This is a genomic window from Salinisphaera sp., from assembly GCF_035690525.1.
Lineage (GTDB): Bacteria > Pseudomonadota > Gammaproteobacteria > Nevskiales > Salinisphaeraceae > Salinisphaera.
The window spans coordinates 1-12,471 of the sequence record NZ_DASSKM010000062.1; the positions used below are offsets into that span (position 1 = coordinate 1).

A 12,471-nucleotide genomic window follows, 5' to 3' on the forward strand; every position below is an offset into this window, starting at 1 on the left:
CCGCCCGACGCGCGCATGCCGGGCAGAAAGGCGCGGATCATGTCGAACATCGAGGTGACGTTGAGATCGAAGCTCGTCTGCCAGAGGCTGCGTTCGCAATCGAGCACGCTGCCGGCGGGCACCATGCCGGCGCAGTTGAATAACACGTCGAGCCTCGGCAATTGATCCCGGAGCCGCGCGATCGCGGCCGGATCGGTCACGTCCAGGGCATGCACTTCGATGCCCGGTTCGTCGGCCAGCGACGCGATATCGATATCGGCGGCGATCACCCGCGCGCCCTCGGCGCGGAAGCGGGCCACGGTGGCCCGGCCGATGCCCTGGCCGGCGGCGGTGATCAGTGCGGTCTTGTTCTCCAGCCTCATGGGCGGATCGCGGGTGATGGCATTATTGTCGACTCATTGGTCAGGCCTTTGTCTCAAGCGTAGTGTGGCAACATGACGCTGGCAATCCATTGCGGGTCGCCGAGCCTCGAACTTTCGTCTCATCCCGAGTGATTCAACCGTGCCGATCGCCAACGTCCGTCAGACACGCCTGTATCGCCAGATCGCGGATCAGCTGCAGCGGCTGATCCGGGACGGCGAGTTTCCGCCCGGCACCAAGCTACCGCCGGAACGTGCGCTGTCGCAGCAGCTCGGCGTGAGCCGGGCCTCGGTGCGCGAGGCGCTGATCGCGCTGGAAGTGGTCGGCGATGTCGAGGTCCGGGTCGGGCACGGTGTGGTGGTGCTCGATTCGAGCCATGCCTCGGCCGAACCGGTCATGCGGGCGGCCGCCAAGAGCGAGCCGTGGCGGATCGATCCGGAATTTACCAGCGAGATCGAGCTCAACCTGGAAGAAGAGATCCCGCCGTTCGCGCTGTTGCAGGCACGCCGGCATATCGAGCCGGAAACCGCGGCGCTGGCGGCGCAGCACGCCGACGGGCACGATCTGGCCGCGCTGCGCGCGGCGCTGGCCCGCAATGTCGAGGATAACCGCGAACCCGGCGGCAATCGCTTCGTGGGTGATCGGCTGCTGCATATCCGTATCGCCGAGGCATCGAACAACGCGGCCTATGCGCTCTTGATCAAGCACTTGCTCGGCCATCGATACGGCGTGATGTTCCGCCGGCTCCAGGCCTACTATATGGAAAATCAGATGTGGAACCGTTCGCAGGGCGATCACGAACGCATCGTCTCGGCCATCGAGGCCGGCGACGAGGCCGGCGCCCGCAAGGCGATGGAAAAGCATCTGGATCATGTGCTTGGCGTATTCTTTTCCGAGTAACGAACCGGCGCGTCCAGTGGCTTGGCGGCGGTGCAAACATGAGCCGCGCGTACCTGTCGCGGCTTCGATGTACCACTAACGTATAAAGGTCAGGCCATTAGACGTTTGCTTCAATCGGAGTCAGGCGACGGCTTGGGGCCGGCAAAGACCGGTCGAGCCGCGCCGCGTGACAATCGATAAAGAAGCGGCGTCTCGCCGGCAGATCCCGATGATCCCGGACGACGCGCGGTTCCAGCGAGGGATAAGCCATGGCGTCATCGACCGCGGAGCAGCCGAGCCAGCGCGGGCCGCTGTTGTCGATGCGCGATGTGAGCAAGGGCTTTCCCGGCGTGCAGGCGCTGTCGGGGGTCGATCTTGAACTCTATCCCGGCGAGGTGTTGGCGCTGGCCGGCGAAAACGGCGCCGGCAAATCGACGCTCATGAAGCTGCTCAGCGGCATCCACGCCGCCGATGCCGGCGAGATCGTGTACGAAGGCGAGGTGTTGCATCTCGATGGCCCGGCCGATGCCCAGGCGCGCGGCATCGGCATCATCCATCAGGAATTCAATCTGATTCCGGACCTGACGGTGGCGCAGAATCTGTTCATCGGCCGCGAACCACGGCGCTGGGGCTGGCTGGATCACCGCGCGCTCAACTGTCAGGCTCAGGCCTATCTCGACGAACTGCATCTGCCGCTCGCCGCGCGCCAAGTCGTCGGCGACCTGACGGTTGCACATCAGCAGATGGTCGAGATCGCCAAGGCGCTGATGGGCAAGCCGAAAGTCCTGATCATGGACGAGCCGACCGCGGCTCTGAACGGTAACGAAGTCACCCTCTTGCACGAGCTGATCCATCACTTCATGACGCCCGGCATGGGCGTGATCTATATCTCCCACCGCATGGAGGAACTCAAGGCGATCGCGCACCGCGTGTCGGTGATCCGCGACGGCGCCAATGTCGGCGTGCGCAAGGTCGCCGGTACCGACATGGATGAGATCATCGCCCTGATGGTCGGGCGTACGGTCTCGACCGAGCACCGGCCGGAGCATGTCCGCGCCGATCGCGCCGAACTGCTGCGGGTACGCGGCTTGTCGACCCGCGATTTTCTCGACGATGTGTCCTTCGACCTGCGCGAGGGCGAGATTCTGGGCGTCGCGGGGCTGATGGGGGCCGGGCGTACCGAGCTTGCGCGTGCATTGATTGGCGCCGACGCGATCGAGTCCGGTGAAATCACTCTGCGCGGCCGGCCGATCCGTATCCGCGGCCCGGCCGATGCGGCCAAGCATCGCATCGGCTATCTCTCGGAGGATCGCAAGCGGTTCGGGCTGCTGCTCGGGCAGGACGTGAAGTTCAATATCACGCTGGCCACGATGGCCGACCTGTTTTCGGTGTCCGGGCTGGTGCGCGACCGGCAGATGGCCGCGCGCTCGAACGAATTGGTCGATTCGCTGCGGATCAAGACGCCGTCGGTGCGCCAGCCGGTGAAGAACCTGTCCGGCGGCAACCAGCAGAAGGTCGTCATCGCCAAGTGGCTGCTCAAGGGCTGCGACATTCTGATTTTCGACGAGCCGACGCGCGGTATCGACGTCGGCGCCAAGGAAGAGATTTATCGGCTGATGAACGACCTGCTGAGCCAGGGCAAGTCGATCATCATGATCTCGTCGGAACTGCCGGAGGTGCTGCGCATGTCGCATCGCATCGCGGTGATGTGCGAAGGCCGGCTGACCGCCGTTCTCGATGCCGACCAAGCCGATCAAGAAAAAGTCATGCACTACGCCACACTTTCAGCCGCGCCCGCGGCCGAAACCACTTGAGGGCCGAAAATGAGCACGGTCAACGGAAATACGCCTATGGCAAAAAAAGAAAAGTCGGCCGGGATGGGCCGTCTCCCGCCCGGGCTGCGTGGCAAGTTCCAGCAGTTCCTGGCCTTCGGCGGACTGATTCTGATCTTTGTCTTCTTCTCCTTCGCCAGCCCGAATTTCCTGACCTTTTCCAATCTGATGTCGATCCTGCTGGCGACCGTCGTCATCGGCACGCTGGCGATCGGCACGACGTTCGTGATCATCTCGGCCGGCATCGATCTGTCGCTGGGCACCGGCATGTCGCTGTGCGCGGTCATGTCCGGGGTGTTCATTACCTACTGGGGCCTGCCGGTGGCGGTTGGCGTGCCGCTAACGATTCTGTTCGGCGGCGTCATCGGGTTCGTGAACGGTTTCAACGTGACCATGCTCGGCATCCCGCCGTTCATCGCCACGCTGGCGATGATGCTGGTCGCCGAGGGATTGGCGTTGGTGATTTCGGGCAGCGCGCCGATCTATTTCAGCGCCACGCCGAGCTATTACATGCTGTCCCAGGGGAATATTTTGCCGGGGCTGGATGTCCCCAACGCCGTGCTGCTGTGGATCGCGGCCGCGATAATCGCGGCGATCGTTCTCAACAAGAGCGTGTTCGGCCGCTACACCTACGCCATCGGCAGCAACGAGGATGCCACCGCCTTGTCCGGCATCAACACCCGGCGCTGGAAGATTCTGATCTACAGCTTCGGCGGGCTGTTCATCGGCTTGGCCGGAGTGCTGATCTCGGCGCGGCTCAACTCGGCCCAGCCGGCGCTCGGCATGGGTTACGAGCTCAAGGCGATCGCCGCGGTGGTGATCGGCGGCACCTCGCTGTTCGGCGGCGTGGGCTCGATTCTCGGCACCGTGATCGGCGCGCTGATCATGTCGGTGCTCACCAACGGCCTGCAGATCATTTCGGTGCCCCAGGAATGGCAGACCGTGATCCTCGGCGTAGTCATCCTGGCCGCCGTGTATCTCGACAACTTCCGGCGCAAGGCCGCGGCTTGAGCGTCGCCCCAAAGACCCCAGGAAAAACGAAACGGAGGAGATCATGATTCATATTCGATCCGCGCTGGTCGCGGCCGCCGTCGGGCTCGCGCTGTCGGTCGGCGCCGTCGCACCGGCGCTCGCGGACAGCGACAAGCCCTATATCGCGATCGTGTCCAAAGGCTTTTCGCAGCAGTACTGGCAGGCCGTGAAGCAGGGGGCCGAGCAAGAGGCGCAGAAGAAAGGCGCGCGCATCACCTTCGTGGGGCCGCCGACCGAGTCCGATGTCGCCATTCAGATGAACCAACTTCGCGCCGCGCTCAACAAGCACCCCGATGCCATTGGGTTCGCCGCGCTCGACAGCCGCGCGGCCGCGCCCATGATGATGCAGGCCAAGAGCGAGGGCATCCCGGTGATCGCTTTCGACTCCGGCGTGAAGAGCCCGGTGCCGGTAACCACCGTGGCCACGAACAACAAGGCCGCGGGAGCCGAGGCGGCGAAGCATATGGCCAAGCTGCTGGATGGCAAGGGCACGGTCGGGCTGATCATCCACGATCAGACCAGTGTCTCCGGCACCGACCGGCGCGACGGCTTCGTCAACTGGATGAAGAAGAACGCCCCGAACATCAAGCTGCTGCAGCCGCAGTACAGCAACAGCGATATGTCCAAGGCCGCCAATATCACCAAGGCGATACTGGCATCGCATCCACATCTCGACGGCCTGTTCGCCTCGAACGAGGCTTCGGCCGTGGGCATGGCGCTGGGTATCAAGGAGAGTGGCCGGGACGACATCGTCGCCATCGGCTTCGACTCGGGCAAGGCCCAGATCGATGCGATCAAGAACGGCGTGCTCACCGGCTCAATTACCCAGAACCCGGTCGGTATGGGTAAGAAGCTGGTCGATACCGCGCTCAAGGTATTGCACGGCAAGAGCGTGCCCAAGACGATCGATACCGGTTTCTACTGGTACGACAAGTCCAATATGGACGAGCCGAAGATCAAGACGAATCTGTATCAATAACGAGTCGGCAACGAATCGGCCCGGGCGGCCCCGGCGGTATACCGAAATACAGCCGGGGCCGCCGATCGCACGGATTGGCACGTGTCCGTGTCGCGCGCGAGCCGAAGCGGCTCGCATCATTAGTCCCCAAAAAAGCCTACCTTTAGGTCGCCGGGCTAATGCGGGCGTAGACAATAAATAGCGTGTAAAAACTTTGAAACAATGCTTACGTGCAAGTCGGGTTATGGCTAGCGCCTATCCGACCTGCGCGAATTCGTGCGTTTATCGATCTAACGATCATTATTTTGCCCACACCCTCCTCGATAGGCCCTCCTTGATAGGCCCTCCTTGATAGACAATTTATAGATCGGCCGAAGCCAAAATACCGTCCGGCCTTTTCTAGGGAAAACAGCCCCTAGTGGCAACCCTAGATTTCCCACTTATGGCTTTCCAAAGAATTTACGATGCGAGAAACGATTAAATTGCGATCACCAAATTCGATCGGAATCATCTAATCGCGTCAACGTAGCCGACAGCGCCGGCAGTGGGCTGCGATGGGCGGCAGTCGCATTCCCGGCGATGGCCTTTCCGGTCGGTATACATCAATGGAGAAGCCAGATGAACGGTGGATACGGTCGAGGAGATGACCCGGACGCGGGTGATCGACTCCATAGAGAAGAGCAAGGCGCCGGCGGCGGCCACACTCGGAACGACAGCACGCCGGGCTTTGATCGCGATCAAGCCGAACGTGAGGCAAGGGACGCCATCGGTAATGCCCGGGACGAGCTTCAGTCCCTTCTGGAAAACCAGAAGAATGTCGCGGCCGAACAGGTCCGTGCGATGGCGGAGGCGCTGCGCGGCACGGCCGACGAATTGAACCGTAAGGACCAGCATACGGTGGCCACCTACGTGGGCCACGTGGCCGAACGCATCGACTACTGGTCCGATCGCTTTCGGCAGCGCCATATCGACGAGTTGGCGCGGGACATCCAGAACCTCGCCAATCGGCAGCCGGGATTGTTCATTGCCGGCGCCGTGGTCGTCGGGTTCGCGGCCACCCGTTTTCTGCGAAGTACAGCGGGCGACCGTGGCTATCGATCCGGCCAAACGGACCATACCGGCGAGGCGGCGTCGGCTCATACGGCGTCGAACGCCGAGCCGGCGAATCCTCGTGACACCACCGCCGGATACGAGCACCGCGCAGCGGCGCCCCGAACCGTCGAAAACGAAACCCGGTCGGCGCGCTCTTTTTCAAGCCCGGGCGGCGGGCCGGGCGGCCCGGATCGGCGGCCGCCAGTCGATGCCCGCACGGATCGGACCGTCGATCTTGATATCACGCTTTACTAGTCAGGTTATTTATGGACTCTCAAAACGATAAACACGACGACCATGGCCAGCGCGCACCCGAAGATCGTGCCATCGGTAGCTTGATTCGCAGTCTCATGCTCGAACTCATGTCGCTGGTGCGCAACGAAGCGGCGCTGGCCCGGGCCGAGGTTTCCGAAAAAGTCACGCAGCTTCAAGGCGGCGTCGCTTCGCTCGTGATTGCTTTCGTACTGCTTACGGTCGGCCTGATCGGGCTAATGCAGGCTGCAATCTTCGGCTTGGCTCATGTCTTGCCGATGTGGCTGTCCGCGCTGATCATCGGCGGGGCTATCGTTCTCATCAGTCTACTGGCGCTGGCGATAGGGCGTAGCCTGTTAAAGGCGCGCAATATGACGCTCGAGCATACCGCGCGTGAACTGCAGAAAGAGGCGTCGTTCGCCCGGGAACAGACGCGATGAGCCGTAACGAGCAAACATCGGCGCGCAGCCGTCGGGAAATAGAAGCGGATTTATCCGAAAATCGAACGCGTATCGAGCATAATCTGGAATTGCTGGAAGATCGGTTCACGCCCGGCACGCTGCTCGATCAGGCTTGGCGCTATGCGCGCACCAAGAGCGAAAACGGCACGACCAGCCGCCTGCGTGAAGCCGTGGTCGGCAACCCGCTCCCGGTGACATTGATGGGGGTGGGCCTGGCATGGTTGCTGTTCGCCGGGCGCGAAGGCTCGGTTCCGAGTCGACCGACGGCTTCCACGGGTCCGCGGACACCGCCGGCCGCGCGGGGCGCCGATAATCGATCGCATACGGCCCCGGGCAGAGCCGCAGACGATGGCGCCGACCGTAACGCAGCATCGTCTTCCGGGGAGGATCAAGCGCGACAACGCCCGCATCAGACCGCCGAATCGGACGATCGCGATGCGCTGGACCGTCATCCAACTGCCCAAGTGGACCCGAATTCGCCGTCCACGAACAAGACCCGCGCAACCAGTACGGGACCGGCCGGCACCGCAAAGTCGCCACGGGATGCCTCGTCTACATCACACAATCGTTGATCGAACGCGCATCACGTGCAGTCGATAGCGTTGGGAGCATTTTATGGCCAGCAACGGACACAGTCTGAGCGAAATCGAAGAGGCGTTGGATCGGAACCGCGAACAGATGGGGCAAACGCTCGATGCCCTGCAGCATCGCCTATCCACGGATTACATCGTCGAGCGGGCACGGAACACGCTGCACTCGAGCGGCGCCGACGAGTTTTTCTGTAATTTCCAACGCAGCGTACGCCGTAATCCGGTCGCGTTGACGGCGTTCGGGGTGGGCCTGACCTGGTTGATGATTTCGAGTTCCGACACCGCGCGCCGGAGCATCGATCGCTACACGCCCACCCCCCGCCGGAAACGCGAGTCGTCCGGGGTCGACGATATGGCCTCGAAAGCCGAGGCGCATGCCGAGTCGGCGCGCGGCGTCCGGGACGAAGTCGCGCATACGGCGGGGCGCGGCCGACAGGCCGCCGACCGGATGTCGCGCCGCGCCCGGGCAGGCGCTTCGCGCGTCTACGATACGACCCAGCAAGGCGCCTCGCGACTGGTCGAACGCGCCGATAACATGCGTCGAGAGCAGCCGCTGGTCACCGCCGCGGTGGGTCTGGCCCTGGGCGCGGCGCTAGCCGCCGGTCTGCCGCGTAGCCGTTCGGAAGACCGAACGCTTGGCTCGGCTCGCGACGAGTTCGTCGCCAAAACCCGCGCCAAAGGGAGCGAAAAAACCGGCCAGGTGCAATCGGTTGCCGAAGTCGCTGCCGAAGAAGCCAAGGATGCCGCTAAGTCGGAAGCCGACCGGCAGGACCTACGCGACGAGCGAAACTAAGGCGATTGGCCAGGTATTGTCATCACACGTAATTAGGTAAAACTATATTCACCAATACCCTGCGGCTTGCCGCGGGTACCTTGGCAATGGGGTTTCCAAAGGGGAGCGGCGTTAGCTCTCCCCTTGGGTCGACCGCGCGGTCGAAAGATATTTGATTCGCGGCTTGCACGTCGCTGAGAGCGCACCCGATCTCTTTCCAAGTGAACCAAATGCCGGCCCATAAACCGCGCGTGGCTTTCGTGGGCGGCTGTTTGCCTTGCTGTGCCCGGGGTTTGCGTTGCGGACGACGTTATATTATGTTGAATGTTGACGATAACATTTGTTTTTATGAAGCGAATGTTATGTGGAAAAAAGTAGATGCGATGTATTGATCGCCGGGCAGTCGCTGCCGGCCTCTTAGTTCTCGCGGCCAAGGCTGTCATCGTTTTGAATTAGAAAAAGGAGTGGGCCATGACCGCGAAAGTAACGAGAGACAGCTACCGGCCCCACGTTGACAGCGCCCGGCACCAGCACGCAGCCGCGCATTTTCAGCACGCGGCCGCCAAGGCGCGGCACGACGCATCACAGCAGCAAGCGGCCCACCTCAAACAGGCACACGACGGCGGTAGCGCCGGCGCGCGGCGCCGAGCGCAACAAATGGGCCACCGTCAGCAGGCTGATGACAGCGGCGGTCCGGGCGCGCACGTCCAACGCGCGATGCGCCACGCCCACAACGACCGCCCCGAATCCTTGCTCAGCGACAAGCCTAAGCAGGATCCTTCCAACTGCCTGAGCCAAGCGGCCAAGACCGGCCGCGACGGCAAAGACAACATCGTTTTCCTCAAGGACACCGGCAAGGCCAGCGACGGCGTCGGCCACGTCGTGGTGCAGAACGCCCAAAGCGGGCAAATCACCGACCCCGAGGCGCTGACCGGGCAGAAGACCCGGGCCAACCTGCCGAGCTATTTAAAGCAACTCAACGCCGCCCAGCCCGGCCACCGCTATGCGGTCGATGGCAGCGCCCCGGCCGAGGATGTGCATGCGGTGCTGGCCCAACCAGCCGGCAAGCGCGCAGACTATATCGCCCAGCACGCGCCCAAGCTGGCCGGCATCGAACGGCATCTGTATGCCGACAGCGGTGGGATCGAGTACGTTGGCGGCGGGAGCCTCACCACCAGTGCGTATACCAACGCAAGCTCATCCACTGATTCGTCCATCGAGAGTAATAACGCCATCGGCACTTTGGCGAAGGCGCCGCTTCTTCCGCAATCCGACATCCAATCGATCCATTCGCGGGCGATACAGACTTTTCTGGACCATGCGCAGAAAAACGCCGACGGTTCGGATTTTAAGACTACGTACAACCTCTACAAGACGCTGGCGCTTGCCTCACAGGTCCCCGAATTGCAAGGCCACGTCGATGTCTTTCAAGCCCAACGAGATTTGCAGACCTATCTGCAAAAGCCTGATATACAAACAGAAATGTATCAGGATATAGACGACGCGGCGACCCGCGTCACCGGCCAGTCCGGCGACCAGATCGTCCGCGGTTTGTCGGATTATCTCACCGACCCAAACACCATTGCCGCGCTCGCCACGCTGCGGCAGAACAATCCAGACGCAGCCAACGATATCGTCAACGACACGCTCGGCCAGGTCGCCTTGTTCAATCCGGGCGCGGCCAGAGATCTGCTCAAGAACTACGTGAAGGCCAATGTGGATCCCAGCAACCCAGGCTTGGCGCTCGCCGGGGCAAAACCGGATGTCGTGCAGAAAAGCGTGCAATCGGCTTTTCAGGTCGGCATTACGGAAGCGCGATTTGGCCTGGGCACAGCGTCGAATGCCTTCACCGCGCTGGCCAGGCTCTCGCCGACGGAACAAACACAGGCAGCGAATGCTTATGCGAACGCCTTGACTGCCGCGGCGGACAACGCTACGGGCGAAACAGGGTCATTTTCCGCGGACGCGGTCAATGCATTTCTAGAGACCGAGAATCTCCCCGCATCGGTCCGCGACAGCGTCAAATCGTTTTCCAGCAAGCTGACGGCAAGCGGCGGCTTTCAAGGATTTTCCGCCGCGCTGGCGGGCATCGCGGTCTATCAGGATTTCGCCGGCAGCGGCACGGCCACTACCCAGACCGCCTGGGGCCGGGTGAAAACCGCCGGCGATTTCTTGAGCCTGTTCGGCGCCGGCGGCGAAGCGCTGACCAAGCTCGGCGGGCCGATTAAATCGCTTTATAAGCTCGGCGAGTCGGGCGTGATCAAAGCCGCGGGCGCGCCGGCCGTAACTGAAGCACTGGGAGGCGGAGAAATCGAGTTGACCAACGCAGGCGCGGTGGCCAATGCCTTGCGCACCAACGCCACGCTCATGGCCGAAATCCAGAGCGGCGCGCTGAGCAGCGCCGACGTCACCGAGTTCGCGGACGCGGTGAGCCATCTTTCGGGACAGTCCAGCTTGTCGTCCACGGAATTTTTAAGCGCGCTGGAAAGCCCGGCTGCTTCTTCCTCGCTTGCAAGTCTGGCCTCGGACGCGACGCTTGGCTCTGAAATTGCCAGCGCTGGAACGATAGATACCGAGTCGGCGGCGAGTCTCTCGGAATATCTCTCGGCGCAGAGCGCCAGCGTCGGTCTAACGACTTCGGAAGCCGACACTGCGGGGGCGGAAATCGCGTCGCTGGCCGACGAGTCCGCCGGGGTCGGAAAAACGGCGATTTCCAAAGCCGGCCTCGCCCTCAAGGGCCTCGGCGTGCTCGCCAGCGTAGGAGAGTTGTTGTACGGCGCCGGCGCTGCAAAAAACGCGGCGAGCGAGTTTCAACAAGGCGATAATATCGACGGCGCGCTGGATACCGCTACCGCCGCTGGCTTGACTACATCAGGCACCATCGGCCTGGGCGCGGCCGCGTTTGAGACGGCCGCGGCGTTTGGCGTAGAAGGCGCGGCCGGCAGCATTTTCACCGGCCCCGGGGCGGCGATTGCCGCCGGTGTGGGTCTGGTGGTGGGTTTCGGCGCCGGTATCGGTAAGTACTTCCACCAAAAACATGTGCACGATAAGCAAATCGCCGATCTCGAGGAGTTTTTACAAAACGGCGTGGGGACCGGCAATAACTATTATGCGCCTGAATTTGTACAGAATAATGCCATGACCGCGCAATTGTCGCAAAAGATCGTCGCCGACGGCTCCAAGGACGACGGTTATGCGAACTATGAGGAGTTGACGCAGGGCTTTGAAGCCCAGGGCCTGAAGGTCGATCCGAGCAATGATCAGCTCGAATACCTGATCAAGCACGTCTACGGCGATGGCGACAACGGTGCCCTGAACGCGGATCAAGTCCACGATCTGCTCAACGACGGCGGCCTGTATTTCAGCGACGGCCACGTCAAGCTCAATACCCAAGCGCCCAAGCTGGCCGGCGCGCTGGCCAACGATGTCGGCCAGGCCAGCGGCGCGGGTGATGGCGGCATGAGCGCGAAGCAACTGCGCGACGGCTTTGCCGGCGTCGGCTTTCCGCAGAGCGGCATTCCGCTGAAAGCCAGCGACGAGCAGCTCGGCGTGCTGATTCAAGCCTACGGCGACGGTCAGACGATCACCCCCGACCAGCTCGGCACGGCCTTGCAGGACGGCGCGCTCACCCGGCAGAAAAACACCCTTTGGGTCAACCCGAGCGCGGCCGGCATCAGCCACACCATGGCCAAGGCAGTCATCGATAAAGGCTCCAAGGACGACGACCTGGTCAATTACCACGAGCTGCCCAACGGCCTCGAAGCGCTCGGCTATGTGCTCAAGCCCAACGCCGCCAATACATTACACGGAAACATCGAAGGCGTGATCAAGGACATTGCCCCCGGCGGCGCGCTGGACGCCGATCAGCTCGCGCTGCTGTTTTCCAGCGGCGACATGTATCTCGATGATGGCAAGATCAACGCCTTGGACGCGGATCAAGGCAAGGACGAATTGTAAGCGGCATTGATTTTCCATACCCGCGGCTTGCCGCGGGCGCCTGTCATTAGCGACGAGGTTTCTAAAGGGAACCTGATTACGCACAAGCCCAGCCATTTTCAGGAACCAATACGGCATGGGTGCGATGCGCGCTGCGGCATAGGCAAAGCGCTCGATCATGACCGGCAGGTTGAACCGCCGGTTGAAACGGTATTTGCTAGGAGGAGGGCAGTATAATTATCTAACCGTAACCGTTTTTGGTTCTAGTCGATAGCAGTTCGGCTAAAAAAGTTAAGTATACTGTCCC

10 protein-coding genes and 1 pseudogene are annotated in these 12,471 nt (G+C 62.1%); 9 read left to right on the plus strand and 2 right to left on the minus strand.

What is annotated here, in order from left to right; translation table 11 throughout:
* Positions 1 to 362 (minus strand): SDR family NAD(P)-dependent oxidoreductase (locus VFJ08_RS04830; protein ID WP_324995726.1); only part of this gene is annotated, 362 nt, incomplete at its 3' end.
* A 139-nt stretch (positions 363 to 501) separates the two neighbouring features.
* Here VFJ08_RS04830 and VFJ08_RS04835 point away from each other — a divergent pair.
* The 9 genes from VFJ08_RS04835 to VFJ08_RS04875 all read left to right on the plus strand — a co-directional run bounded on the left by VFJ08_RS04835 (position 502) and on the right by VFJ08_RS04875 (position 12,185).
* A complete protein-coding gene (locus VFJ08_RS04835; RefSeq protein WP_324995728.1) occupies positions 502 to 1,260 on the plus strand; it encodes a FadR/GntR family transcriptional regulator in 759 nt (252 codons plus the stop codon).
* 248 nt (positions 1,261 to 1,508) lie between these two features.
* On the plus strand, positions 1,509 to 3,053 hold the full coding sequence (locus tag VFJ08_RS04840; protein WP_324995730.1) for a sugar ABC transporter ATP-binding protein: 1,545 nt from the start codon (positions 1,509 to 1,511) through the stop codon (positions 3,051 to 3,053).
* Between the two features lie 36 nt (positions 3,054 to 3,089).
* The gene (locus tag VFJ08_RS04845; RefSeq protein WP_324995732.1) at positions 3,090 to 4,082 is read left to right on the plus strand and encodes an ABC transporter permease; all 993 of its coding nucleotides are present in this window, start codon (positions 3,090 to 3,092) and stop codon (positions 4,080 to 4,082) included.
* A 43-nt stretch (positions 4,083 to 4,125) separates the two neighbouring features.
* Positions 4,126 to 5,082: an ABC transporter substrate-binding protein gene (locus VFJ08_RS04850; RefSeq protein ID WP_324995734.1), complete on the plus strand. Its 957-nt coding sequence runs from the start codon at positions 4,126 to 4,128 to the stop codon at positions 5,080 to 5,082.
* Between the two features lie 597 nt (positions 5,083 to 5,679).
* A complete protein-coding gene (locus tag VFJ08_RS04855) occupies positions 5,680 to 6,408 on the plus strand; it encodes a hypothetical protein (protein ID WP_324995736.1) in 729 nt (242 codons plus the stop codon).
* Between the two features lie 11 nt (positions 6,409 to 6,419).
* The gene (locus VFJ08_RS04860; RefSeq protein WP_324995738.1) at positions 6,420 to 6,845 is read left to right on the plus strand and encodes a phage holin family protein; all 426 of its coding nucleotides are present in this window, start codon (positions 6,420 to 6,422) and stop codon (positions 6,843 to 6,845) included.
* Positions 6,842 to 7,438, plus strand: a complete 597-nt coding sequence (locus VFJ08_RS04865) for a DUF3618 domain-containing protein (protein WP_324995740.1) — start codon at positions 6,842 to 6,844, stop codon at positions 7,436 to 7,438. Before VFJ08_RS04860 ends, VFJ08_RS04865 begins: the two co-directional genes overlap by 4 nt.
* Positions 7,439 to 7,481: 43 nt before the next feature.
* Positions 7,482 to 8,249 (plus strand): DUF3618 domain-containing protein, encoded by a 768-nt coding sequence (locus VFJ08_RS04870; RefSeq protein ID WP_324995742.1) that lies wholly within the window; start codon positions 7,482 to 7,484, stop codon positions 8,247 to 8,249.
* 450 nt (positions 8,250 to 8,699) lie between these two features.
* The gene (locus tag VFJ08_RS04875; protein ID WP_324995744.1) at positions 8,700 to 12,185 is read left to right on the plus strand and encodes a hypothetical protein; all 3,486 of its coding nucleotides are present in this window, start codon (positions 8,700 to 8,702) and stop codon (positions 12,183 to 12,185) included.
* Positions 12,186 to 12,275: 90 nt separating this feature from the next.
* Here VFJ08_RS04875 and VFJ08_RS04880 read toward each other — a convergent pair.
* A pseudogene (locus tag VFJ08_RS04880) lies at positions 12,276 to 12,377 on the minus strand (IS1595 family transposase); the annotation flags it as partial.
* Between the last annotated feature and the right edge of the window lie 94 nt (positions 12,378 to 12,471).

Coding starts and splice junctions, on each gene's coding strand:
- VFJ08_RS04850 (WP_324995734.1), top strand. CDS start 4,126: ATGATTCATATTCGATCCGCGCTGGTCGCGGCCGCCGTCGGGCTCGCG.
- VFJ08_RS04875 (WP_324995744.1), top strand. CDS start 8,700: ATGACCGCGAAAGTAACGAGAGACAGCTACCGGCCCCACGTTGACAGC.
- VFJ08_RS04845 (WP_324995732.1), top strand. CDS start 3,090: ATGGCAAAAAAAGAAAAGTCGGCCGGGATGGGCCGTCTCCCGCCCGGG.
- VFJ08_RS04840 (WP_324995730.1), top strand. CDS start 1,509: ATGGCGTCATCGACCGCGGAGCAGCCGAGCCAGCGCGGGCCGCTGTTG.
- VFJ08_RS04860 (WP_324995738.1), top strand. CDS start 6,420: ATGGACTCTCAAAACGATAAACACGACGACCATGGCCAGCGCGCACCC.
- VFJ08_RS04865 (WP_324995740.1), top strand. CDS start 6,842: ATGAGCCGTAACGAGCAAACATCGGCGCGCAGCCGTCGGGAAATAGAA.
- VFJ08_RS04870 (WP_324995742.1), top strand. CDS start 7,482: ATGGCCAGCAACGGACACAGTCTGAGCGAAATCGAAGAGGCGTTGGAT.
- VFJ08_RS04855 (WP_324995736.1), top strand. CDS start 5,680: ATGAACGGTGGATACGGTCGAGGAGATGACCCGGACGCGGGTGATCGA.